This is a genomic window from Microbacterium sp. NPDC057944, from assembly GCF_042887445.1.
Taxonomy (GTDB): domain Bacteria; phylum Actinomycetota; class Actinomycetes; order Actinomycetales; family Microbacteriaceae; genus Microbacterium; species Microbacterium natoriense.
In genome coordinates, this window is sequence record NZ_JBHVPJ010000002.1 from 868280 (window position 1) to 891270 (window position 22991).

The 22991-nt window shown below is 68.7% G+C and carries 23 protein-coding genes; 4 read left to right on the forward strand and 19 right to left on the reverse strand.

Going from position 1 to position 22991, the window contains the following annotated elements:
- Nucleotides 1-9: 9 nt before the first annotated feature.
- The 16 genes from ACFVRO_RS13620 to prmC all read right to left on the reverse strand — a co-directional run bounded on the left by ACFVRO_RS13620 (nucleotide 10) and on the right by prmC (nucleotide 15775).
- The gene (locus ACFVRO_RS13620) at nucleotides 10-2736 is read right to left on the reverse strand and encodes an FtsK/SpoIIIE domain-containing protein (RefSeq protein WP_386953171.1); all 2727 of its coding nucleotides are present in this window, start codon (nucleotides 2734-2736) and stop codon (nucleotides 10-12) included.
- Between the two features lie 69 nt (nucleotides 2737-2805).
- Nucleotides 2806-3600: a PP2C family serine/threonine-protein phosphatase gene (locus ACFVRO_RS13625; RefSeq protein WP_105674670.1), complete on the reverse strand. Its 795-nt coding sequence runs from the start codon at nucleotides 3598-3600 to the stop codon at nucleotides 2806-2808.
- Between the two features lie 185 nt (nucleotides 3601-3785).
- A complete protein-coding gene (locus tag ACFVRO_RS13630; protein WP_386953174.1) occupies nucleotides 3786-4619 on the reverse strand; it encodes a large exoprotein in 834 nt (277 codons plus the stop codon).
- Between the two features lie 116 nt (nucleotides 4620-4735).
- Nucleotides 4736-5482 carry a YaaA family protein gene (locus ACFVRO_RS13635; protein ID WP_386953175.1) on the reverse strand — a complete coding sequence of 249 codons (747 nt, stop codon included), beginning with the start codon at nucleotides 5480-5482 and terminating at the stop codon, nucleotides 4736-4738.
- 85 nt (nucleotides 5483-5567) lie between these two features.
- On the reverse strand, nucleotides 5568-5828 hold the full coding sequence (locus ACFVRO_RS13640) for a F0F1 ATP synthase subunit epsilon (protein WP_045258871.1): 261 nt from the start codon (nucleotides 5826-5828) through the stop codon (nucleotides 5568-5570).
- A 2-nt stretch (nucleotides 5829-5830) separates the two neighbouring features.
- Nucleotides 5831-7285: a F0F1 ATP synthase subunit beta gene (atpD, locus tag ACFVRO_RS13645; RefSeq protein WP_105674674.1), complete on the reverse strand. Its 1455-nt coding sequence runs from the start codon at nucleotides 7283-7285 to the stop codon at nucleotides 5831-5833.
- Nucleotides 7286-7306: 21 nt separating this feature from the next.
- A complete protein-coding gene (locus tag ACFVRO_RS13650) occupies nucleotides 7307-8206 on the reverse strand; it encodes a F0F1 ATP synthase subunit gamma (protein WP_105674676.1) in 900 nt (299 codons plus the stop codon).
- Between the two features lie 19 nt (nucleotides 8207-8225).
- Nucleotides 8226-9866, reverse strand: coding sequence for a F0F1 ATP synthase subunit alpha (atpA, locus tag ACFVRO_RS13655; RefSeq protein ID WP_105674678.1), 1641 nt, complete (start codon nucleotides 9864-9866; stop codon nucleotides 8226-8228).
- A gap of 47 nt (nucleotides 9867-9913) precedes the next feature.
- Nucleotides 9914-10702 carry a F0F1 ATP synthase subunit delta gene (locus ACFVRO_RS13660; RefSeq protein WP_223586639.1) on the reverse strand — a complete coding sequence of 263 codons (789 nt, stop codon included), beginning with the start codon at nucleotides 10700-10702 and terminating at the stop codon, nucleotides 9914-9916.
- Nucleotides 10702-11256 (reverse strand): F0F1 ATP synthase subunit B, encoded by a 555-nt coding sequence (locus tag ACFVRO_RS13665; protein WP_386953178.1) that lies wholly within the window; start codon nucleotides 11254-11256, stop codon nucleotides 10702-10704. The genes ACFVRO_RS13660 and ACFVRO_RS13665 overlap by 1 nt, the downstream gene beginning before the upstream one ends.
- A 27-nt stretch (nucleotides 11257-11283) precedes the next feature.
- Nucleotides 11284-11520: an ATP synthase F0 subunit C gene (gene atpE, locus ACFVRO_RS13670; protein WP_067198640.1), complete on the reverse strand. Its 237-nt coding sequence runs from the start codon at nucleotides 11518-11520 to the stop codon at nucleotides 11284-11286.
- A gap of 43 nt (nucleotides 11521-11563) precedes the next feature.
- A complete protein-coding gene (gene atpB / locus ACFVRO_RS13675) occupies nucleotides 11564-12346 on the reverse strand; it encodes a F0F1 ATP synthase subunit A (protein ID WP_386953180.1) in 783 nt (260 codons plus the stop codon).
- 147 nt (nucleotides 12347-12493) lie between these two features.
- Nucleotides 12494-13000 (reverse strand): hypothetical protein, encoded by a 507-nt coding sequence (locus ACFVRO_RS13680; protein WP_386953182.1) that lies wholly within the window; start codon nucleotides 12998-13000, stop codon nucleotides 12494-12496.
- Nucleotides 13000-14169 carry a glycosyltransferase family 4 protein gene (locus ACFVRO_RS13685; RefSeq protein ID WP_105674690.1) on the reverse strand — a complete coding sequence of 390 codons (1170 nt, stop codon included), beginning with the start codon at nucleotides 14167-14169 and terminating at the stop codon, nucleotides 13000-13002. The genes ACFVRO_RS13680 and ACFVRO_RS13685 overlap by 1 nt, the downstream gene beginning before the upstream one ends.
- Complete coding sequence (locus ACFVRO_RS13690) at nucleotides 14166-14873, reverse strand: L-threonylcarbamoyladenylate synthase (RefSeq protein WP_105674692.1); 708 nt, start codon at nucleotides 14871-14873, stop codon at nucleotides 14166-14168. The genes ACFVRO_RS13685 and ACFVRO_RS13690 overlap by 4 nt, the downstream gene beginning before the upstream one ends.
- 41 nt (nucleotides 14874-14914) lie before the next feature.
- Complete coding sequence (gene prmC, locus ACFVRO_RS13695) at nucleotides 14915-15775, reverse strand: peptide chain release factor N(5)-glutamine methyltransferase (RefSeq protein WP_386953186.1); 861 nt, start codon at nucleotides 15773-15775, stop codon at nucleotides 14915-14917.
- Nucleotides 15776-15874: 99 nt separating this feature from the next.
- Between prmC and cysK the strand changes: the two genes are divergently transcribed.
- Both cysK and epsC read left to right on the forward strand, forming a co-directional pair.
- Complete coding sequence (gene cysK, locus ACFVRO_RS13700; RefSeq protein ID WP_386953189.1) at nucleotides 15875-16813, forward strand: cysteine synthase A; 939 nt, start codon at nucleotides 15875-15877, stop codon at nucleotides 16811-16813.
- A 9-nt stretch (nucleotides 16814-16822) separates the two neighbouring features.
- Nucleotides 16823-17392, forward strand: coding sequence for a serine O-acetyltransferase EpsC (gene epsC / locus ACFVRO_RS13705; RefSeq protein WP_105674698.1), 570 nt, complete (start codon nucleotides 16823-16825; stop codon nucleotides 17390-17392).
- Between the two features lie 3 nt (nucleotides 17393-17395).
- On the opposite strand, the gene ACFVRO_RS13710 is transcribed toward epsC, so the two are convergent.
- Both ACFVRO_RS13710 and ACFVRO_RS13715 read right to left on the reverse strand, forming a co-directional pair.
- Nucleotides 17396-17794: a phage holin family protein gene (locus tag ACFVRO_RS13710; RefSeq protein ID WP_105674700.1), complete on the reverse strand. Its 399-nt coding sequence runs from the start codon at nucleotides 17792-17794 to the stop codon at nucleotides 17396-17398.
- A gap of 70 nt (nucleotides 17795-17864) precedes the next feature.
- Nucleotides 17865-19409 (reverse strand): CitMHS family transporter, encoded by a 1545-nt coding sequence (locus ACFVRO_RS13715; protein WP_105674702.1) that lies wholly within the window; start codon nucleotides 19407-19409, stop codon nucleotides 17865-17867.
- A 145-nt stretch (nucleotides 19410-19554) separates the two neighbouring features.
- On the opposite strand from ACFVRO_RS13715, the gene ACFVRO_RS13720 reads away from it, so the two are divergent.
- Together ACFVRO_RS13720 and ACFVRO_RS13725 are read left to right on the forward strand one after the other, a co-directional pair.
- A complete protein-coding gene (locus tag ACFVRO_RS13720) occupies nucleotides 19555-21237 on the forward strand; it encodes an ATP-binding protein (protein WP_386953192.1) in 1683 nt (560 codons plus the stop codon).
- Complete coding sequence (locus tag ACFVRO_RS13725) at nucleotides 21234-21887, forward strand: response regulator (RefSeq protein ID WP_386953195.1); 654 nt, start codon at nucleotides 21234-21236, stop codon at nucleotides 21885-21887. The genes ACFVRO_RS13720 and ACFVRO_RS13725 overlap by 4 nt, the downstream gene beginning before the upstream one ends.
- Before the next feature lie 22 nt (nucleotides 21888-21909).
- On the opposite strand, the gene prfA is transcribed toward ACFVRO_RS13725, so the two are convergent.
- Nucleotides 21910-22989, reverse strand: a complete 1080-nt coding sequence (gene prfA / locus ACFVRO_RS13730; protein ID WP_105674708.1) for a peptide chain release factor 1 — start codon at nucleotides 22987-22989, stop codon at nucleotides 21910-21912.
- Nucleotides 22990-22991: the final 2 nt, after the last annotated feature.

Genomic DNA, 22991 nt, shown 5'->3' on the forward strand with positions numbered 1-22991 from the left:
GCCCACCTGTCACCGCCCGTCCAGCACGGGTACGACCACCCTGCGTGGCCCTTCGGCCTCACGCAGCGACCATGCCCGCCCGGCATGGGTGCGGGCGAACGGCGGTGTCTCCCTGACCCCTGCGAGCTGACGGAGGTCGGCGGGGTTCTCGGCCCTGATCAGAACCTCGCCGCGCGTGCGCACCGTCTGCCACAGCGACCAGTTGCGTTGCCAGGTGTCGGCGTCGGCCACGAGGATGGCGGGCCGCGACGACGCGGACGGAGGCGTGGGAGCGAGGAGCACCTCGCAGTCGGGATAGGCCTCGCCGAGAACCCGCGCCACGGAGTGCGGCCCCGACGTGACGATCGCGGTGACGTCGGCGGTGGGAGTCCAGCCAGTAGACGCGATGGGCGCAGTCCACTCGGATGACGCCTGCTCCGGTACCCAGGCGAACTGCGTCTCACGTTCTCCCATCCACGCCCGCCCAGGGCCGCGATCGCGATCGAACGTCGCCGAGTCTCCGCCCGCGGCGAGGTGCTCGACTCTGCTGGGCATCCGCAGGAGGGCCCGCCTCGGGAGGGCGTCCAGGAGGCGCCCGACCGGTCCCGATGCTCTGGTCGCCGTGATGACGAACGTCGTGCCCGAACCTCCTCGAAGGATCCTGTCCCACAGGTGCACGAATAGCTGAGAGTGCTCGGGCGGCAGCTCGGACGCTCTGACGTCGAGATCGTCGCACAGCACGAGATCCGGTCCGCCGGTTCGTGCCAGCTCGGTCGCCGCATCCCATGCGCCCTCCGGATCATCGGGGATCCACAGCGCATCGGGTCGCTGATGTCGGAGCAGGCGCAGCAGTGAGGAGCGCCCCGAACCCGCGGCGCCGAGCACGGCGAGCCCGCGCTCCGTGCCGACCCGCAGCGTCTCCACCGGTTGGCATTGATGCTCGGGATCGTCCGATCGTCCCAGCAGGACTGCGCCGTTCTCCTCCTCACCACGAAGAGTCTCGAGAGGGATCGAGGAGGTGAGCACCGGCAGCCACGGGCTGGGAGAACGCTCAACCTGCGACCACCGCATAGCGACCGCGCGGAGGTCGGCGACACCGGTCAGCGCCGCTCTCATCACCGCCGGTTCCGAGTCCTGCGGCCGGCGCACCAGCGCCAAGCCTCTCGACATCGCACCTCCTGGCAGTTCGGCCGCGGCATCCGTGCCGATCACGATGCGACTGTCGGCCGGATCTCCGACACGCAGGCTCAGTCGGAGAGGGCAGTTCGCCGCCAGCGCGTCCCTGATCACGCCTGACGCTCGCTGCGTGCCGATGATCAGGTGCATCCCCAGCGCTCTGCCTCTGGCGGCGATGTCGGTGAACACCGCTCCCAGGTCAGCGTGCTCCTGCAGCATCGCCGCGAACTCATCGATCACGATCACCAGGCGCGGCATCCCCACGGCGCCGATGTCGCGGGCTCCCGCCGCGGCGAGGACGCCCTCTCGACGCCGGAGCTCTGCGGTCAGGCTGGACACTCCGCGCCGTGCGCCCGCCTCATCCAGGTCCGTGATCACGGCGGCCACCTGCGGGAGCGCGCGCAGGGGCTCGAAAGCGGTGCCGCCCTTGAAGTCCGCCAGGACGAAGACGACGCGGTCCGGTCCGTGCACCGCCGCCATCGCCGTCACCCACGAGACCAGCAGTTCGCTCTTGCCCGTGCCGGTCGTCCCGGTCACGATCGCGTGCGGTCCGTCTTCGACGATGTCGAGGACGACTGTCCCCTGCTCTCCGACGCCGACGGCCGCAGACAGGCCTCGCCCCTCGGCAGACGACGTCAGCTCCGACAGCATCACCTCATCGGGCAGAGCTCCCGTCTCGTCGTCTGCCGCCGCTACCGCGATCGCCGCTGCCTGCGCCGACGAGATGCCCTCGACGGCGATCTCCTCCATCACGCCCTGAGGCGTCCGCAGGCGGGCTCGACGCGGCTCGATGATGTCCAGCACCGTGGTGACGCCCCCAGGGACGTCACCGTCCCCTGAAGCGATCCAGAGCACAGCATCCGCCTGCGGACGCGCATCTCCCTCGCGGGCGACCCCGAGTCTGAAGAGCTCTCTGCGCGATCTCCCCGAGGAGACGAATGACCCGAGGCCCCATTCGACGAGTCGCTCACCCGCGAGCGCGATCCGACCGGCGCCGAACCGCAGATGCACCTGCACGACGAGGGCGCGCACAGCCGCAAGGACCACCGGCTCCGCTCCACGGAGACAGACTCCCCCGCCGAGAGGAACCACGATCGGCGCATTGGAGAGCACGCCGCATCGCTCCTGGAAGTCTCTCGCCCTCGCGTCATCGGCGCCGACGGCACGGACGCCGCTGCGAACGATTCCTCGTCCGATGACCAGTTCCGTTTCTGCGTCCACCGGATGGGTTCCGCGGAGAGGCGTCTGCACCAGACACGACGCGGCATCGGGATGACGATGATCGAGAAGACGTCTCTCCTCCTCGTGACGACGCGCGAGTTCTCCCTCGGCCCGCTGCCAATCGCGCTCTCCATCGCGCTCCGCGTCGCGCCTGGTCTTTCGGCGAACCCGCGCCCCATCGATCACGGACGCGGCGATCATCAGCGGACTGAGAGCCGCGAAGCAGAGCGCGTAGAGGGAGTCGGTCAGCAGCCACAGCACGATGCCCGACGCGACGGGGACGAGAGCCGCGAGAAAGGGGATCGGCGGTCTCCTGCCGTCGATGGGTGCGGCGGGAATCGAGATCGGGAGGGAGTCCATACCGACCAGTGGACCGCATACGCGAGAGGCCCGGAGCGTTCTCCACAGCCGAAGGCCGTGGAGCGGCGATCACTCCGCGGAAGTCGATTCCGTGGAGGACGAGTCGTCCACCTGGACGATGATGAGCGTCACGTTGTCCCTGCCGCCGTTCTCGAGCGCGGCTGCGAGCATCGCATCGACGGCGGGACCAGGGGTGCTGTGCTCGCGGAGGAAGTGCTGGATGCCGTAGTCGGTGAGCTCTTTGGTCAGCCCGTCCGAGCAGATGACGAACCGGTCGCCGACCTGGATGTCGATCAGCACGTAGTCGGGCGCCGTCAGCTCGCTCGCTCCGACCGCGCGAGTGATGACGTTGCTGTAGGGGTGCCCCTCGGCTTCCTCGGGGCTGATCTTGCCCGCGGTGATGAGTTCCTGCACCACGGAGTGATCGGTCGTCACCTGCACGAGCCGATCGTCGCGCAGGAGATACACACGCGAGTCTCCGATGTTCAGGGCGACCCAGCGCGCATCATCGCCGTCGACTTCGAGGAAGACGCCGGTGAGCGTGGTCCCTGTGCCCTCGTCGGTCGTCTCCGGATGCGCGGCGATGTCGCCCACGGCGAGCTCCAACGCGTTCTCGATCGCCTCGCGTCCGACCTCGCCCGCGGAGACGAGAGCCTCGAGACGGGTGACCGTGCTCTGACTGGCGATCTCGCCGCCGGCGTGTCCGCCCATGCCATCTGCGACCACGAAGAGCGGATACTCGGCGTAGAACGAATCCTGATTCGTCTCGCGCCGGAGGCCGACATCGGTGACTCCGGCCCACGACAGCGCCAGCTGCCGATGCGCGACCGTGACGCTGTGCGTCTTCGTTGTCGTCTCAGCCACGTGCTGCCTCCGGATTGCCTGCGGCGAATCGGGGGGCCTCAGGATACACACACATCGTAGTGGACTTCGGCACCATCTCACCCACGCCCAGGGGCACGGCGGTGACTATCGACGCCCTTCCCCACCCGGCACCGACAAAGGCAGAGAGCCCCCGACCGAAGTCGAGGGCTCTCTGTATCAGATCGTCACGCAGGGGGCTGCGTGGGGTCGCTCGGCGCCGCGGGAGGCGCGGTCGGAGCTGCCGGCGGTGCCGCGGGGGGCGCCGGAGGCGTCTGCGGAGCGGCCGGAGGCGTCTGCGGAGCCGGGGGCACGGGTGCGCCGGTCGCCGGAGCGGCCGGAGGCGCGTAGCCGGGCTGCGCCGGCGGTGCCGGCTGCGTGTAGCCGGGCTGTGCGGGAGGAGCGTACCCAGGCTGTGCCGGAGGTGCGTAGCCCTGCGGTGCGGGAGGCGCATATCCCTGCGGCGCGCCATAGCCGGGTGCCGGTGCGGCGGCGGACTGGACCGGGATGCCCTGCCAGACGGTGCGGTCCGCGAGGAAGCCGTTGCCCGCCCACGCGGCCGGGGCGATGTTGGCGTTCCACCGGGACTTGTCGAAGGCGTTGATGCCGAGCCACACGAGCGACAGGAAGATGTAGAGGATCACCCAGATGGAGTCCTTCTGCAGCTTCAGGCCGATGCGCCACGCGGCGAGAACGGCCACGATCGCGAACCCGATGCCCACGAGCCACCCGAGAACCGGGATCCACGTGAGGAACACGGCGAACGCCAGCCAGGGACTGACGTCACCCAGCTTGAAGAAGATCATCAGGTTGTAGAAGGGCACCCAGGCGCGCCACTTGCCCTCGACACCCGCCTTTTCGAAGAGCTTCATGTAGAAGAGCGCGCTGATGACGTAGCCGCCGACTGCGAACACGAGAATGAAGATCGCGTAGATGGCCCAGAAGGCGGCCGCCGCTGCGCCGCTTCCGTAGTCGTAATAAGATGCGGCGGCCGTCGATGCGGCACCGATAAGTGAGTTCATGATCCCCTCCGGATCCGATGGGCAGTCGCCGAGATACGCTGCGACACAACCATAGCGAGGTCGTCAGCGACGAGCAACGGCCCACGCGGAGCGGACCTCGACGCCGACATGTGGCGTCATTCCTCGACGACGAGCTCCAGAACCCCTGGCCCCTCGGTGTCGCGCAGCGTGATGCCCTGTCGGCCTGCCCAGTTCCGCAATGACCGCAGAGACCCGATACGAGGCCGCTGCTCCGCGAGCTCCCTCACCAGGAGCCCCTTGGACTTCTTGTTGAAGTGGTTGAGTGCGCGACCCTCGTGCGTCACCACGCGCACATAGGCCGACGGGACGGATGCCGGGATCGGCCCGAGCGCGGCATACGCCTCGCTGCGCAGGTCGAGGACGAACGGCGGTTCCTCCTCGGCGATCGCGGCGCTCGTCGCCTGCGCCCAGTGCCGGCGAAGCGCGCTCAGACCGGGGAGAGACGTCCCCGCGGCGAGGCGGTAGACGGGAATCGGGTCCAGGGCGCCCACCGGGCCGAAGGGCGCCGAATGGACCCAGACGTGCGCGCCGAGCCAGCGGCGCGACGCGGAGCTCAGCGAACCGGCGTCGAGAGCATCGAAGAGGACGCCCGTGTACCGGTCGACGGCCGGCATCGTCGCGGACGTGCGCAGCAACCGATTGTGGGCGATGTCGCCCGCCTGACGCTCGCTCAGCTTGAGCACCTTCTTCGCCGACGCCTCGTCGGCGGAGAGGTCGATGAGAGCGTCGATGACGGCGCTGCGGTGGCCGTGCAGTCCGGGCAGCGCCAGCTCGGCCAGGTCGAGCGGGGCGCCCGTCCCTCCCTCGCGCTTGGTCTCCGACGGCGGCAGCAGGATCTTCATGAGAACACCTCGGTGGATACAGACACGTCCGCCTCGGTGCCGCGAGCAGGACTCGCGGCGACCGAGGCGGACGCGGTGAAGATGATCAGGCGATGAGAGCCGCGTTGCCGGCGACGATCGTCAGGTTGTTGCCCTCCATGGAGAGGAATCCGTCCTGAGCGTTCGCCAGCACCTTGGTGCCGTCTTCCTGGGTGATGCGGACCTGGCCCTCGGCGAGGATGGCCAGCACCGGCTCGTGGCCGGTCATGAAGCCGATCTCACCCTCGACGGTCTTGGCGACCACGAGGCTCGCCTCTCCCGTCCAGACCTCCGCCTCAGCGGAGACGAGGCTGACATGCAGCGCCATGGTCAGGCATTCTCCTTCTGGATCTTGGCCCACTGCTCTTCGACGTCGGAGATGCCGCCGACGTTGAAGAACGCCTGCTCGGCGACGTGGTCGAAGTCACCGCGGGTGATCGCATCGAACGACTCGATGGTCTCCTTGAGCGGGACGGTCGAACCCTCGACACCCGTGAACTTCTTGGCCATGTAGGTGTTCTGCGAGAGGAACTGCTGGATGCGACGGGCGCGGGCCACGACGATCTTGTCTTCCTCGGAGAGCTCGTCGACACCGAGGATGGCGATGATCTCCTGCAGCTCCTTGTTCTTCTGGAGGATCTGCTTGACGGTGGTCGCGACGCGGTAGTGGTCCTCGCCCAAGTACCGAGGGTCCATGATGCGCGACGTCGAGGTCAGCGGATCGATGGCCGGGTACAGACCCTTCGACGCGATCTCACGCGAGAGCTCCGTGGTGGCGTCGAGGTGGGCGAAGGTGGTCGCCGGAGCCGGGTCGGTGTAGTCATCGGCCGGCACGTAGATCGCCTGCAGCGAGGTGATCGAGTGACCGCGCGTCGAGGTGATGCGCTCCTGGAGGAGGCCCATCTCGTCGGCGAGGTTCGGCTGGTAACCCACGGCGGACGGCATGCGGCCGAGCAGCGTGGAGACCTCGGAACCGGCCTGCGTGAAGCGGAAGATGTTGTCGATGAAGAGCAGCACGTCCTGCTTCTGCACGTCGCGGAAGTACTCCGCCATCGTCAGCGCCGAGAGGGCGACGCGCAGACGCGTCCCCGGCGGCTCGTCCATCTGGCCGAAGACGAGGGCGGTCTTGTCGAAGACGCCCGCCTCCTCCATCTCGTGGATGAGGTCGTTGCCCTCACGGGTGCGCTCACCGACACCGGCGAACACCGACACACCACCGTGGTCCTGCGCGACGCGCTGGATCATCTCCTGGATGAGGACGGTCTTGCCGACACCGGCTCCACCGAACAGACCGATCTTTCCACCCTGCACGTAGGGGGTCAGGAGGTCGATCGACTTGATGCCGGTCTCGAACATGGTGGTCTTCGACTCGAGCTGGTCGAAGTTCGGCGCCTTGCGGTGGATCGGCCAGCGCTCGGTGACCTCGATGGTCTCACCGGGCTCGCCGTTGAGGACCTCGCCGATCACGTTGAAGACCTTGCCCTTGGTCACGTCGCCGACGGGGACCGAGATGGCCTCTCCGGTGTCGCGAACCTCCTGGCCGCGGACGATGCCGTCCGTGGGCTTGAGGGCGATGGCGCGGACGAGGTCGTCGCCGAGGTGCTGAGCGACCTCGAGCGTGATCTCGGTGGACTCCTCGCCGATGACGATCGTGGTCTTCAGCGCGTTGTAGATGTCGGGGATCGAGTCGTGCGGGAACTCGATGTCGACAACCGGACCGTTGACGCGTGCGACGCGCCCGACGACCGCGGTCGCCGGCTTGTCAGCCGTGGCGGTGGGGGTCATTTTCGTCTCTCTCCTGATGGTCTATTTGCTCGACGAGAGCGCGTCGGCGCCGCCGACGATCTCTGCGATCTGCTGCGTGATCTCCGCCTGGCGCGCGTTGTTGCGCAGACGGGTGTAGTCGGTGATGAGCTTGTCGGCGTTGTCGCTGGCGGACTTCATCGCCTTCTGCGTCGCGGCCTGCTTCGCGGCGGACGACTGCAGAAGCGCGTTGAAGACGCGGCTCTGGATGTACACCGGCAGGATCGCGTCCAGCACGGTCTCGGCATCCGGCTCGAACTCGTAGAGCGGGTACACGGTGTTCCCGGCCTCCGACTCGTCGGCCTCCGCGATCTCCAGCGGAAGCAGGCGCACGGATTCCGGCTCCTGCGTCATCATGCTGACGAAGCGGTTGAAGACGAGGTGGATCTCATCCACGCCGCCGGCGTCTCCCCCGCGGGTGAAGGCCTCGAGCAGCGTGGCCGAGATCTCCTCCGCGGTGTGGAACGTCGGGGTGTCGGTGTCGCCGGTCCACTCCGCCGCCGCGGTGAGGCGGCGGAACTGGAAGTAGCCCACGGCCTTGCGGCCGATGAGGTAGAACACCGGCTCCTTGCCCTGCTCGCGCAGGAGCTCGGCCACCTCGAGACCCTCACGGAGGATCTGCGAGTTGAAGGCACCGGCGAGACCGCGGTCCGACGAGAAGATCACGACCGCGGAGCGGCGGATGTTCTCGGGCTCACGGGTGAGCGGGTGGTCGACGTTCGAGTGCGTCGCGACGGCGGACACAGCCCTCGTCACGGCCCGCGCGAAGGGGCTGGACGCCTTGACGCGTGCCATCGCCTTCTGGATGCGCGAAGCCGCGATGAGTTCCATCGCCTTCGTGATCTTCTTGGTCGTCTGAGCAGAAGAGATCTTCTGCTTGTAGACCCTGAGTTGAGCGCCCATGTTTCAGTACCCCGCGCGATTACGCGCGACGACCCTTGACGATCTTCTCCTGGTTGACGTCCTCAGCCTCGGCTGCAGCGTGCTCCTCGTGACCAGGGGCGCCGATGGCGTGGCCCTTGCCGCCCTGGAACTCCAGGATGAAGGCATCCGTCTGCTTCGACAGCTCCGCGACCGTGTCGTCATCGAGGACGTTGGTCTCACGCAGCGTGTCGAGCACCTTGGTGTTGCGACGCAGGTAGTCCAGGAGCTCGCGCTCGAACCGCAGCACGTCCTCGACCTCGATCGAGTCGAGCTTGCCGTTGGTGCCGGCCCAGATCGAGACGACCTGCTCCTCGACGGGGTACGGCGAGTACTGCGGCTGCTTGAGCAGCTCGGTCAGACGCGCGCCGCGCGAGAGCTGACGACGCGAGGCCTGGTCGAGGTCGGACGCGAACATCGCGAAGGCCTCGAGCGAGCGGTACTGCGCCAGCTCGAGCTTCAGCGTTCCGGAGACCTTCTTGATCGACTTGACCTGAGCGTCACCGCCGACTCGCGAGACCGAGATACCCACGTCGACCGCCGGACGCTGGTTGGCGTTGAAGAGGTCGGACTGGAGGAAGATCTGGCCGTCGGTGATCGAGATCACGTTGGTCGGGATGTACGCCGAGACGTCGTTGGCCTTGGTCTCGATGATCGGAAGACCGGTCATCGACCCTGCGCCGAGCTCGTCGGACAGCTTCGCGCAACGCTCCAGCAGACGGGAGTGCAGGTAGAAGACGTCACCCGGGTAGGCCTCGCGGCCCGGCGGGCGGCGGAGGAGCAGGGAGACGGCACGGTAGGCCTCGGCCTGCTTCGACAGGTCGTCGAAGATGATGAGGACGTGCTTGCCGCCGTACATCCAGTGCTGGCCGATGGCCGAGCCGGTGTAGGGGGCGAGGTACTTGAAGCCGGCGGGGTCGGATGCCGGAGCGGCCACGATCGTGGTGTACTCCAGAGCGCCGGCCTCTTCGAGCGCGCCCTTCACCGAAGCGATGGTCGAGCCCTTCTGACCGATCGCCACGTAGATGCAGCGCACCTGCTTGGTGACGTCGCCGGACTCCCAGTTGGCCTTCTGGTTGATGATCGTGTCGATCGCGATGGCCGTCTTGCCGGTCTGGCGGTCGCCGATGATCAGCTGACGCTGACCGCGGCCGACGGGGATCATGGCGTCGATCGCCTTGATGCCGGTCTGCATCGGCTCGTGGACCGACTTGCGCTGCATGACGCCAGGCGCCTGCAGCTCGAGCTCGCGAACGCCGTCGGTGGCGATCGAGCCGAGGCCGTCGATCGGGTTGCCGAGCGGGTCGACCACGCGGCCGAGGTAGCCGTCGCCGACGGGGACCGAGAGGACCTCACCGGTGCGGGTGACCTCCATGCCGGCCTGGATGCCGGTGAAGTCGCCGAGGACGACCACGCCGATCTCGTGCTCTTCGAGGTTCAGGGCCAGGCCCTTGGTCCCGTCGGCGAAGGTGACGAGTTCGTTCGCCATGACGCCCGGCAGTCCCTCGACGTGCGCGATGCCGTCGGCGGCGTCGATGACGGTGCCGACCTCGGTCGCTGCGGCGCCGGTGGGCTCGTATGCTGCGGCGAAGTCCTTCAGCGCGTCACGGATGACGTCGGGGCTGATCGATAGTTCTGCCATTGTCTTCCCTTTGTATCTGGGTGCGCGGTTCCCCGCGCGAAGTCGTGTTAGCCCGCGAGCTTCTGGCGAAGATCTGCGAGTCGAGCGGAGATGCTGCCGTCGATGACGTCATCGGCGATCTGCACGCGCAGACCTCCGACCACGGCAGGGTCGATGACGACGTTGAGCGAGACCTGACCCTCGTAGCGGCTCGAGAGAGCCGCGCTGAGCCTGGTGCGCTGAGCCTCGCTGAGCGGCGAGGCGCTGTGCACCGTGGCGACGACGCGTCCGCGCTGGCTGGAGACGATGTTCATCGCCCGGCTCAGCAGCTGACGCACTCGACGGTCGCGCGGCTGGCGGACCAGCGACGACACGATGACGGACGTACCCGTGCTGACGCCGCCGGAGAGCAGACGCTCGACGAGAGCGACCTTGGCGTCCTCTCCCCCGAGACGGCTGCCGAGGGCGAGCTCGAGCTCGGAGTTCTGGGCGATCACGCGGGAGAAGCTGAACAGCTCGCCCTCGATGTCGGCCTTCGGGTCGGCGATCGCCGCTGCGCGGATGGCCAGCTCCTGGATGCCGTCGATGAGCTCATCGGCGTTCGACCAGCGCTCGGCGACGACGGTCTTCAGGACGTTCTGCACGTCCTGGGAGAACCCGCCGAACACCGCTGCCACGACGTTCTGTCGCGCCGCGGCCGGAGCCGCGGGGTCGGCCAGCGCGCCGCTCAGATGCGACGACTCGCCAACGGCGTGCGCGGCGGCGAACAGCTCGCGCGCAGTGTCGATGCTGACGGACGACGCCGCGGCAAGCGCCTCAGTGGATGCCGCGAGTGCCTGAGTGGTCGCGCTGCCCATTACTGAGCCGCCTTCTCGGATGCCTCGAGGTCTGCGAGGAAGCGGTCGACGACCGCCGTCGCACGTGCATCGTCGGAGAGCGTCTCGCCGACCACGCCGCCGGCGAGGTCGATGGCGAGCGAGCCCACCTCGCTGCGCAGCGAGACGAACGCCGCCTGGCGCTCGGCTTCGATCTGCGTGTGCGCGGTGGCCGTGATGCGCGCGGCCTCGGTGGACGCGGCGTCCTTCGCCTCGGCGACGATCTTCTTGCCGTCCTCACGGGCGGCCTCGCGGATCTCACCGGCTTCGGTGCGAGCCTCGGCCAGCTGACGCGTGTACTCCTCGAGCGCGGCCTCGGCCTGCTTCTGAGCCTCGTCGGCCTTGGCGATGTTGCCCTCGATCGCAGCGGAGCGCTCGTCGAGCATCTTCGTGAACCTGGGAAGGGCGACCTTCCACACGACGATGAGGATGACGACGAACCACAGGCCCGACCAGATGATGTCGTACCACTCGGGGATGAGGGGGTTCTTGGGTTCCCCCTCCGCCGCGAGGTTCGTGACAAGAGCGTTCAGCATCCTGTCTCCTTCAGAGATCGGTGCGGATTACGGGAAGGGGATGAATCCGACGGCGATGCCGACGAACGCAAGCGCCTCGGTGAAGGCGATACCGATCCACATGAGGACCTGAAGGCGACCGGCCAGCTCGGGCTGACGGGCAACACCCTCGATGGTCTTGCCGACGACGATGCCCACACCGATGGCCGGGCCGATGGCTGCGAGGCCGTAGCCGACAGCTGCGAGGTGACCGTTGATGTCTGCGAGAACCGTAGTAGCGTCCACGGGTTTTTCCTTTCGTTGGGTGGGAAGGCTGTTGCCGACCCGCTCAGTGCTCTTCTGCGACCGCGAGCTGGATGTAGACCGCGGTGAGGACGGTGAAGACGTATGCCTGCAGGACTGCAACCAGCACCTCGAAGAGGGTGAAGGCGCCGCCGAAGGCGAGGGTTCCGACACCGAGGGCGGCCCAGCCGCCACCTGCGGTGAAGAAGAAGAACTGGGTGGCCGAGAAGCACAGCACCAGGAGCATGTGACCGACGACCATGTTCATCAGGAGTCGGAGCATGAGGGTGACCGGGCGCAGGATGAAGGTCGAGACCAGCTCGATCACTGCGACGATCGGGAGCGCGAAACCGGGAACGCCCTGCGGCAGCAGCGCGTTCTTGAAGAAGCGGAAGCCGTGGCGGCGGATGCCGGCGTAGATGAAGGTGACGTAGCTCACGACGGCCAGCAGAAGCGGGACCGCGGCGATGCTCGTTCCGGCGATGTTCAGGAACGGGATGATGCCCGTGATGTTCATGAACAGCACCATGAAGAAGATCGTGGTGAGGATCGGCAGGAACCGGTCGCCGTCCTTGCGCCCGAGCAGGTCGTGGGCGATGCCGCCGCGGACGAAGCCCAGGCCCATCTCCACGAGGCTCTGGAAGCGCCCGGGGACGACCTTCATCCGGCGAGTACCCAGAACCAGGATCACGACGATCGCGATGACCGAGAGGAACTGGACGAGGTGGATCCGGTGGACGGGGATACCCGCGATATTGAAGAGGATCTCCGGGAAGAACTCGTCGATCGAAGGTCCGTGGAACTCGCCATCAGTGGCGAGTCGTGGCATCAGGGTCGCAGCAAGATTGAACAGCGCGGGCTCCAGCTTCGGGGCACCGGTCAGAACCGGGGCGACGATGGTCGGTGTGCTTCACAGCGCAAGCGCTCGCGGACGAGCGGCGGGCACGTGTCAACCCTATCAGAATCTGAGGGTCTCCTAAGACGCGGAGCCGCCCTCGGGAGTACCATTCGCGGCCCCCGGCGCGCGATCCTCGGGCACCTCGGTCGGCAGAGTGGTGTCGCTCACGTGGGGCAGGCGCATCCTCGTCAGCACGAGCACGTCGATGACGAGGGACATCAGCACCCCGGCGACGATGGAGAGGAAGAACACCATCGGGTGGATCCACGGCTGCCCGCTGAGCAGGATCATCACGACGACGAAGACGCCGAGCTTGAGCAGCCACCCGCCGAGGACGATCGCGAAGAACAGCTGCACGTACAGCGGATCCCCGTACCAGCGGTTGGCGACGAGGATGCTGATGCCGGTGATCGCGAGGAAGAGCGCGGCGAGCAGGACTCCGAGCAGTCCGCTCACGAGACCCTGCCCCTGGGCGACGATGTAGCCGACGCCTCCGGCGATGACCGCGAGGATGCCCGTGGCCACCGCCGACCAGATCAGAGTGCGCCGAAGGATCGGCGTGCTGGAAACGGGGCTCGGGCTCATCAGGACTCCACAGGTGTCGGGTCGGGTGCAGCGCCCGCCGCGTGCGTCCTGCGGCGGGAGGGGTTCAGGGTGATGACGAGGCAGGCGGCGATTCCCACGACGCCGAAGGCGACGCCGGGAAGGTACTGACCGGGCCAGTCCTCGCGCGCGCCGACGTACATGAGGAGCACGGCGAGCGAGATCACGGCGGTCCACGCGTAGAAGATGAGGACGGCGTCGCGGTCGCGGTGACCGAGGTCCAGCATCCGGTGGTGGAGGTGCTTGCGGTCGGGAGAGAACGGCGACCGGCCGGCGCTCATGCGGCGGAGCACGGCGAGGCCGAAGTCGAGAAGGGGCAGCAGCACCACGAGCAGCGGCAGCAGGATCGGGATGAACGCGCCGAGGAGACCCGAGCGGCCGATGCGCTCCGGATCGATCATGGACGGGTCGAGCTGACCGGTGAGGGAGATCGCCGACGTGGCCATCAGGAGCCCGATCACCAGCGCCCCGGAGTCTCCCATGAAGATCTTCGCTGGACTCCAGTTCAGGGGCAGGAAGCCCAGGCACGCGCCGATCAGGACCGCGGCGATGAAGGTGGAGAGGTTGAAGAACGTCGAGGCGCCGGTGTCACGGGTCACGATGTACGAGTAGGCGAAGAACACGCCGTTCGCGATGAGGCAGACGCCGGCGACGAGCCCGTCGAGCCCGTCGATGAAGTTCACCGCGTTCATGACGATCACGATCGCGAACATCGTCATGGTGATGCTCAACCAGCTGGAGAAGACGAGCATGTCCCCGAACGGCAGCGAGAGGATCTGCAGGCCGCCGCCGATGGTGATGATCGCGGCCGCGAGGAACTGCGCCCCCAGCTTGATCATCCAGTCGAGATCCCACAGGTCGTCGACGACGCCGATGATCGCGATCAGCAGGGAGGCACCGAGGATGGACCAGATCGCCTGGGGCGGCGTCCAGATCGTGGCGAAGAACGGATTGGCCGCGGAGACGAGCATCGCGACGGCGATGCCGAGGAAGATCGCCACACCGCCAAGGCGCGGCGTGGGCGTCTTGTGCACATCGCGCTCGCGGATGCTCGGGTAGAGCTTGAAGCGGAGGCTGAGCCGCCACACCGCCGAGGTCAGTGCGAACGTGATCGCGGCGGTGAGGATGATCGTGAAGAGGTACTGCTTCACGAATCCCCGTCCTCTTCGGACGGATCGAGGGCCGGCTCCAGAAGGTCGCCGATGACCTCTTCGAGCTGGGCGCGGGAGATCGCGCCGTCGCGCAGGATCCGTACGCCGCCCGTGGCCGGTTCGGCGCCGCGGGTCACCAGCGACGTCGCATCGATGATCGTCGAGGCGATGCCGTCGCGGCTCATCCCGTCGGCGAGGTAGACGGCGACGCTGTCGCCGAGCATCCGCTCCGCGTCGAGGGCCGACACCGCAGCATCCTTGCCCGTGAGGTTCGCGCTGGACACCGCGAGCGGCCCGGTCTCGGCGAGCAGCTCGAGAACGACTCGCCCCTCCGGCATCCGCACCGCGACCGTGCCCCTCGTCTCGCCCAGGTCCCACACCAGCGAGGGCTGCGCAGGGAGCACGATGGTGAGTCCGCCCGGCCAGAAGGCCTCGACGAGCCGCTCGACGGGCTCCGGCACGCTCTCCACGAGGGCGGCGAGGGTGTTGCGCGAGCCGATCAGGACGGGCGGGGGCTGGTTGCGCCCTCGGCCCTTGGCGTCGAGGAGCCGCTGCACGGCCGTCGGCGAGAAGGCGTCGGCGGCCACGCCGTACACGGTGTCGGTGGGGATCACGATGAGCTCGCCGCGGCTGATCGCCTGACGCGCGTGGCGCATACCGGCGAGAAGCTGCGACTCATCGCCGCAGTCGAAGATGGAAGACATGACGGGTCGATTCTAGTCGGGGATGGCTGTGGGGCCACCGGTCAGGGGCGGACGGCCGTCGTCACGCGGTCGCGAAGGGTGAGATCGCGGTGGGTCGCCGTCGCACGCCACCCGTCTGCCGCCAGGATGCTGCGGATCTGCTCGCCCTGCAGCTCGCCGTGCTCCAGCACGAGGAGCCCGCCGCCTCGCAGCAGCTCCAGACCCCTGGTGCTGAGGATGCGCACGATGTCGAGTCCGTCCTCTCCCCCGTACAGCGCCATGGCCGGATCGAACAGCCGCACCTCCGGGTCGCGCGGGATCGCGGCGTCGGGGACGTACGGAGGGTTGGAGATGACGACGGATGCCGTGCCGGCGAGGTCGCGGAACGCATGGGCGAGGTCTTCGTTGACGAGGGTGAGGTTCGCGACGCCCTCGGTGTTCCTCCGCGCCCACGGGTATGCCTCGGGCGAGAGCTCGGCGGCGAAGACCCGCGCGTGCGGCACCTCGGTCGCCATCGCGAGGGCGATCGCGCCGCTGCCCGTGCCCAGATCGATGCCGATCGGCTCGGGCTCGGCCGCGGCGAGAAGCGCGTCGATCGCGTACTGGACCACGGTCTCGGTCTCCGGCCTCGGCACGAAGACCCCAGGGCCGACCGCGAGCTCGAGCTGGCGGAAGGGCGCCGTCCCCGTGATGTGCTGCAGCGGCTCCCTCGCCGCGCGACGCACGACGACGGCGTCGATGGCCGCGGCCTCTTCCTCTCTCGGCGCATCGCCGCGGATGATCGCCGCCTGCACCTCTCCCCTGCTCCGGCCGAGCACGTGCCCGGCGAGGAGCTCGGCGTCGACCAGAGGATCGGGGACGCCGGCCTCGGCGAGACGCTGAGCGGCGGCGTGCACGAGGGCGGCGAGCGAGGTGTCGGGCATGGGTTCCAGCGTAGAGTGCAACCGACCGTCATAAAGGCGAGGCGCATAGACCCCTCCCCTAGGCTGTCGGCAGTCACCCCGCTCAGGAAAGGCTCTTCCATGCCCGGCATCCACTCCGACATCACCACGGCGTTCGGCAACACCCCGCTGGTGCGCCTGAACCACCTCACCGACGGGCTGGACGCCACCGTCCTCGTCAAGCTCGAGTCGTACAACCCGGCATCCAGCGTCAAGGACCGCATCGGCATCGCGATCGTGAACGCTGCTGAGGCATCGGGAGAGCTGAAGCCCGGCGGCACGATCGTCGAGGCCACGAGCGGCAACACCGGCATCGCCCTCGCCCTCGTCGGCGCGGCGCGCGGGTACAAGGTCATCCTGACGATGCCCGCCTCGATGTCCAAGGAGCGCCGCGTGCTGCTCAAGGCGTTCGGCGCCGAGCTCGTGCTGACCGACCCGACCAAGGGTATGAAGGGCGCCATCGAAGCTCTGCAGGAGATCATCGAGAGCACGCCGGGCGCCGTCTGGGCCCGCCAGTTCGAGAACGCCGCGAACCCGCAGATCCACCGCGAGACCACCGCGCAGGAGATCCTCCGCGACACCGACGGCGACATCGACTTCTTCGTCGCGGGCATCGGCACCGGCGGCACCATCACCGGCACCGGCCAGGCGCTCAAGGCGGCCAAGCCCGACGTGAAGGTCATCGCCGTCGAGCCGAAGGACTCCCCCCTGCTCTCCGAGGGTCACCCCGGACCCGCGAAGATCCAGGGCATCGGCCCGAACTTCGTGCCCGCGATCCTCGACCGCGACGTGATCGACGAGATCATCACCGCCGAGTTCGACGAGTCCATCTCGACCGCGCGCGCACTCGCCGCACGGGAGGGCCTGCTGGTCGGCATCTCCAGCGGCGCCGCCGTCGCGCAGGCGCTCAAGGTCGCCGGGCGCCCCGAGAACGCGGGTAAGACGATCGTCGTCGTCGCACCGGACACGGGCGAGCGCTACCTCTCCACGGCGCTGTTCGAAGACCTCCGCGAGGACTGACCCGCACCGATGGGCATGATCGGCCGAATGCGCGAGGACATCGCGGCAGCGAGGCTCCGCGATCCGGCGGCCCGCAGCGCCGCCGAGGTCGCGCTGCTGTACCCAGGGCTCCACGCGATCTGGGCGCACCGCGTGTCGCATGCGCTGTGGCGTCGCGGACTGCGGCTGCCCGCACGTGCGGGCTCGCAGCTCGCGCGCTGGCTCACCGGCGTCGAGATCCATCCCGGCGCCACGATCGGCCGACGCTTCTTCATCGATCACGGCATGGGCGTCGTGATCGGCGAGACCGCCGAGGTGGGTGACGACGTGATGCTCTATCACGGCGTCACCCTCGGCGGCCGCACGCGGGACTCGGGCAAGCGGCATCCGACCCTCGGCGACGGCGTCGCGGTGGGAGCGGGCGCGAAGATCCTCGGCCCCATCACCATCGGCGCGGGGTCGGTCATCGGCGCCAACGCCGTCGTGACCCGCGACGCGCCGGCGGACAGCATCCTCGTCGGCGTCCCTGCCAAGGCGCGCAGTCGCACGGCCGGCGAAGACACCAGGGCGCTGCTCACCGCCCCCGACTACTCGATCTGAGCGTCAGCGGCGGCGGTTGCGCACTTCCTTCTTGAGGAAGATCAGCGGCAGCACGACGCTGCCGATCGCGGTGACGAGCCAGACGATCACCGCGCCCAGAAGCCAGCCCGTCGCGTCGACGATGCGCAGCCCTCCGATGGGCAGCAGCACGACGACGATGAGGGAGATCAGCGTCGAGAAGATGCCGATGCCGCCCATCAGCACAGGGGCGTAGCGGTCGGCCAGCTTGCTGACCCACGGGGAGAGCACGCTCTGCAGGATCGCGAAGATCAGGATGCAGATGACGAAGCCCCACCACTTGTCCCACTGGATCTGGAATCCGGGGAGCAGCAGGTCGGCGACGATGAGGCCGATGCCCGCGGAGACCAGGTACATGAGCGAGCGGAAGAGAAGCGTGATCACGGGCTGAGCATATCGCTCTCCCGCGCGGCCGGTGGGAGCGCGGAGTCTGCGCGTCCACCGGCCGTCGCGCTCACTGTGCGGCGAAGAACGGGATGGCGCCGGTCAGGATGCCGACCCCGAGCATCACGAGCGACACGATCGCCGCACGCCACAGCACCTTGCGGTGGTGATCGCCCAGGTTCACGCTCGCGAGCGAGACGAGCAGCAGGATCGCCGGGACGAGAGGGCTCTGCAGGTGCACCGGCTGACCTGTGATCGAGGCCCTCGCCATCTCCACCGGGTCGATGCCGAAGTTCGCGGCGCTCTGCGCGAGCACCGGGAGGATGCCGAAGTAGAAGGCGTCGTTCGACATGAAGAACGTGAACGGGATCGACAGAATACCCGTGATCGGGGCGAGGAAGGGGCCGAGGGCGGGCGGAAGCACGTTCGTGATCCAGTTCGCCATGGCGTCGACCATGCCGGTGCCGGTGAGCACCCCGACGAGGACGCCGGCGGCGATGACCATCGAGACGACGCCGACGATGCTCGGCGCGTGGGCGACGATCTCCGACGCCTGGTCCTTGATCCCGCGGAAGTTGATGAGCAGGGCGATCCCGGCCCCCACCATGAAGACGTAGGGCAGCGGCATGATGTCGAGCACGAGCAGCACCATCACGGCGAGCGTGAGCACCAGGTTGAACCAGATGAGCTTCGGGCGGAGGGTGGGCCTGGCCGGATCCAGCATCGTGTCGGCCATCGCCGTGTCGGCCGGATCGACGCTGGCCGCGGCGACCGGACCGTGTCCGCCGGCCACCACCACGATGTTGCCGGTGCGAAGCGCCGCCCTGGCGCCGGGCTTGGGCTCAGCGCCGCGGAAGATCTTGGGCACCGTGGCCAGCGCACCACCGTCGCCGCCCGTGAGCAGCCCGTCGGAGTCGAGGCGACCGAGGCGGCGGCGCTCCTGCAGCCCCAGGATCCAGGCGAAGCCGAGGGTCACGATCAGCCCGGCGCCGAGCGCGGGCAGCATCGGCACGAAGATGTCGGTCGGCTGCAGTCCCAGCGCCGTCGCCGCGCGCACGGTCGGCCCTCCCCACGGCACGATGTTCAGGGTGCCGTTCATGAGACCGGCCACACAGGTGAGCACGACCGGGCTCATGCCGAGGCGGAGGTAGATGGGCAGCATCGCCGAGGTCGTGATGATGAAGGTCGTCGAGCCGTCGCCGTCGAGCGACACCGCGCCGGCGAGGATGGCCGTGCCGAGCACCACCTTCGCCGGGTCGTCGCCGAGCACGCGGGTGATCACCCGGATGAGCGGATCGAACAGTCCGACGTCGATCATGATGCCGAAGAACATGATCGCGAACATGAGCAGCGCCGCCGTGGGCGCCATCTTGCCGATCGAGTCGAGGATCATGTCCCCGAGCCCGAGTCCGGCCCCCGCGAACAGCCCGAACGCCGTCGGGACGAGGATCAGGGCCACCATGGGCGTGAGGCGCTTCGTCATGATGAGCGTCATGAACGCCAGCACCATGGTGAAGCCGAGGAGCACGAGCACCCACTCCGGCGGCACGAACGCCACGTCGTACGTGGGCGCCTCTTCGGCGGCCGCGAGCAGGCCGGTGAGTGCGTGGGACATGCGGTGACTCCTTCGTCATGGCTCCGTCGTCGGCGACGGATCCTGATGAGACTAGGGAATCGGCACGCTCAGGGTGCGGTATCCCGCATTCCCTCCGGTTGTGCGCGTAGCGTGGGTTCTGCGCATATTGCGCGGGAGGAGCACAGTGCCCAGGACGACGTCGACCAGGCCGCGGTTCGCGACGCGTGCGCTCCTGCTGCACCTCGCCACCGTCGCTCTCGTCGTCGCGCTCTGCACCGGCGTGTATCTCCTGCTCGCGGTACAGCAGCTGCGGGCGGAGGCCGAGTCCACCGCGCTGGGCATCGCCAGGACGCTGGCCGAGGATCCGCAGGTCCGCTCAGAGGTCGCCCGCATCTCCGCATCCGATCGCGAACCGGATGCCGAGGCGCTCCGTCACGGCGATCTGCAGCGTCTCTCCACCGACGTCGCCTCGCGCACGGGGGCGCTGTTCGTCGTGATCACCGACGACAACGGCATCCGTCTCGCCCACCCCACTCCGTCGCGCATCGGCGAGGAGGTCAGCACTCCCTACGAGGAGGTGCTCGCCGGCAGCGAGATCGTGGACTGGCAGACCGGCACCCTCGGCGAGTCCGCTCGCGCGAAGGTCCCTGTGCGTGATGCGAGCGGGACCCCCGTCGGAGAGGTCAGCGTCGGATTCGAGCGCGCCGGCGTCTTCGACGATCTGCCGCCGCTGCTCGCCGTGATCGCCCTCACCGCGGCGGGGGCGCTGGGGCTGGCCGTCCTCGCCTTCCTTCTGCTCCGCCGACGGTGGGAGCGTCTGACCCTCGGCGTCCAACCCGAGGAGCTCGTCGCGCTCGTGCAGAATCAGACCGCGGTGCTCGACGGCGTGGACGACGGCGTGCTCGCGATCGACCCGCAGGGAGTCGTGCGCGTGAGCAACGCCGCCGCGGATCGGCTCCTCGGGCTCGATGTGCCCGTCGGGCGCCCACTCGACGGGCTGGGCCTGCCCGCCGCGGTCCTCGACACGACGACCGGCGCCCGCGCGCGGTCGAGCGCCCTGGTCGGAGACCGGATGCTGTACCTCGACTCGCGCCCGGTGATCCGCGACGGCCGTGCGCTCGGCGACGTGCTGATCGTGCGCGACCGCACCGATCTCGTGGCGCTGACGGAACGGCTGGAGACCGTCAGGACGATGACGGCCGCGCTGCGCGTGCAACGGCACGAGTTCGCCAACCGCATGCACGTGGCCGCCGGACTCATCGACGCCGACCGTGTCGCCGACGCCAGGTCCTTCCTGGGCGAACTCGTCGCACGCGGCCCGGTGGCGTTCCCCGTCGCGGGACTCGACCTCCTCGGCGACCCGTTCCTGCACTCCTTCCTCGGCGCCAAGGGCGTGGAGGCCGGAGAACGCGGCGTCGCCCTGCGCATCGCCGAGGACACCCAGCTGATCGGAGGCGTGAGCGCCGCCGAAGACGTGGCCGCCGTGCTCGGCAACCTCGTCGACAACGCGGTCACCGCAGCCGTGTCAGGAGAGCGGACGCCGCGCTGGGTGGAGGTCGCGGTGCTGGACGACGACGACGCCCTCGTGTTCACGGTGTCGGACTCCGGCCCCGGTCTGCGCGGAGTCGACCCCCTGTCGACCTCGACGTCGGCCGACGGCGCCGCGGACGGCGTGCACGGTCACGGCATCGGCATCCCTCTCTCGACCGAGATCGCCCGCCGCAGCGGAGGGGACCTCTGGGTCATCGACCCCGGTGACGACGAGCACGGAGCGGTGTTCGCCGCCCGGATCGGCGGAGCCGTGGACCCCGCGCGCGCAGAGCAGCCCGCCCGCACAGACCGGACAGAACAGCAGGAGACGCCATGACCGACCCCCTCCGCGTGCTCATCCTCGACGATGACTTCCGCGTCGGGCAGCTGCACCAGGGCATCGTCGACGAGCATGCCGGCTTCACGGTGACGGATACGGTGCGCTCGCTCGCCGAGGCCCGTGACAGCATCCGCTCCTCCCGCCCCGACCTCCTGCTGGCGGACGTGTTCCTCCCGGACGGCGACGGCATCGCGCTCGTACGGGAATCAGGGGTGGATGCGATCCTCATCTCCGCAGCCGACGACGCCCCGACGGTGCGTCGCGCACTGAGATCGGGGGCGGTGGGCTACCTGAGGAAGCCGTTCGAGCGGCGCGCTCTCTCCGGCCTGCTCGATCGGTACGTCCGCTACCGCAACCTGCTCGCCGGCGACCGCGCGCTCCGCCAGGAGGACGTGGACAGGGCTCTGGCGATCCTGCACGGCGCCGGCGAACCGGTGTCGCTGTCGCGGTCGGCGACCGAACAGCTCGTGCTCGCCGCTCTCGGCGACGGGGAGGCCTCCGCGGCCGAGGTCGGCGAGCGCGTCGGCATCTCGCGGGCGACGGCGCAACGGCATCTGGCAGCACTCGCCGCGAGGACCGTCGTGGAGGTGCGGCTCCGCTACGGCGCCACGGGGCGCCCCGAGCACCGGTACGCAGCGCGCACCTGACGCCCAGGGCGGTCGCGCCCGCTCAGGACTCGGAGCCCACCGCGGCGAGGCGGGCCTCTTCATCGGCCTGGATGGCCGACTCGATGATCGGCTCGAGAGCGCCGTCCATCACCTGATCGAGGTTGTACGCCTTGAACCCGGTGCGGTGATCCGCGATCCGGTTCTCCGGGAAGTTATACGTGCGGATGCGCTCGGAGCGGTCCATCGTGCGGATCTGCGACTTGCGGGCGTCGGATGCCACGGCATCCAGCTCCTCCTGCTGCTTGGCGAGCAGTCGGGCGCGGAGCACGCGCATCGCCGCCTCGCGGTTCTGCAGCTGCGACTTCTCGTTCTGCATCGACACGACGATGCCGGTCGGCACGTGCGTGATGCGGACGGCCGAGTCCGTGGTGTTCACCGACTGGCCACCAGGCCCGGACGAGCGGAACACGTCGATCTTCAGATCGTTCTGATCGATCTGGATCTCCTCGGGCTCGTCGACCTCGGGGAACACGAGCACGCCGGTCGTGGAGGTGTGGATGCGCCCCTGCGACTCGGTCGCCGGCACGCGCTGCACGCGGTGCACGCCGCCCTCGTACTTGAGGTGCGCCCAGACGCCCTGCGCCGGATCGGAGGACGAGCCCTTGATCGCGACCTGGACGTCCTTGTAGCCGCCGAGGTCGGACTCGTTGCGCTCGAGCAGCTCGGTCTTCCAGCCCTTGGACGCGGCGTACTGCACGTACATCCGCAGCAGGTCGGCGGCGAACAGCGCGCTCTCCGCGCCGCCCTCCCCCGCCTTGATCTCCATGATCACGTCTCGGGCATCGTCGGGGTCGCGCGGGATCAGCAGACGACGCAGCTTCTCGTGCGCGGCCTGCAGCCCCTCCTCGAGGACGGGCACCTCCGCGGCGAACGTCTCGTCCTCGCGGGCGAACTCGCGCGCGGCGTCGAGGTCGTCGGATGCCGCGACCCACGCGTCATACGCCGCGACGATCCTCGACAGCTCCGCGTAGCGGCGGTTGACCCGTTTCGCGCGCGCAGCGTCGGCGTGCACCGCCGGGTCGGAGAGCTCCTCCTGCACCCGGCGATGCTCGTCGATCAGAGTCTGGACGGACTCGAACACGG

Coding starts and splice junctions, on each gene's coding strand:
- ACFVRO_RS13620 (WP_386953171.1), bottom strand. CDS start 2,736: ATGGACTCCCTCCCGATCTCGATTCCCGCCGCACCCATCGACGGCAGG.
- ACFVRO_RS13630 (WP_386953174.1), bottom strand. CDS start 4,619: ATGAACTCACTTATCGGTGCCGCATCGACGGCCGCCGCATCTTATTAC.
- ACFVRO_RS13635 (WP_386953175.1), bottom strand. CDS start 5,482: ATGAAGATCCTGCTGCCGCCGTCGGAGACCAAGCGCGAGGGAGGGACG.
- ACFVRO_RS13640 (WP_045258871.1), bottom strand. CDS start 5,828: ATGGCGCTGCATGTCAGCCTCGTCTCCGCTGAGGCGGAGGTCTGGACG.
- atpD (WP_105674674.1), bottom strand. CDS start 7,285: ATGACCCCCACCGCCACGGCTGACAAGCCGGCGACCGCGGTCGTCGGG.
- ACFVRO_RS13650 (WP_105674676.1), bottom strand. CDS start 8,206: ATGGGCGCTCAACTCAGGGTCTACAAGCAGAAGATCTCTTCTGCTCAG.
- atpA (WP_105674678.1), bottom strand. CDS start 9,866: ATGGCAGAACTATCGATCAGCCCCGACGTCATCCGTGACGCGCTGAAG.
- ACFVRO_RS13660 (WP_223586639.1), bottom strand. CDS start 10,702: ATGGGCAGCGCGACCACTCAGGCACTCGCGGCATCCACTGAGGCGCTT.
- ACFVRO_RS13665 (WP_386953178.1), bottom strand. CDS start 11,256: ATGCTGAACGCTCTTGTCACGAACCTCGCGGCGGAGGGGGAACCCAAG.
- atpB (WP_386953180.1), bottom strand. CDS start 12,346: ATGCCACGACTCGCCACTGATGGCGAGTTCCACGGACCTTCGATCGAC.
- ACFVRO_RS13680 (WP_386953182.1), bottom strand. CDS start 13,000: ATGAGCCCGAGCCCCGTTTCCAGCACGCCGATCCTTCGGCGCACTCTG.
- ACFVRO_RS13690 (WP_105674692.1), bottom strand. CDS start 14,873: ATGTCTTCCATCTTCGACTGCGGCGATGAGTCGCAGCTTCTCGCCGGT.
- prmC (WP_386953186.1), bottom strand. CDS start 15,775: ATGCCCGACACCTCGCTCGCCGCCCTCGTGCACGCCGCCGCTCAGCGT.
- cysK (WP_386953189.1), top strand. CDS start 15,875: ATGCCCGGCATCCACTCCGACATCACCACGGCGTTCGGCAACACCCCG.
- epsC (WP_105674698.1), top strand. CDS start 16,823: ATGGGCATGATCGGCCGAATGCGCGAGGACATCGCGGCAGCGAGGCTC.
- ACFVRO_RS13715 (WP_105674702.1), bottom strand. CDS start 19,409: ATGTCCCACGCACTCACCGGCCTGCTCGCGGCCGCCGAAGAGGCGCCC.
- ACFVRO_RS13725 (WP_386953195.1), top strand. CDS start 21,234: ATGACCGACCCCCTCCGCGTGCTCATCCTCGACGATGACTTCCGCGTC.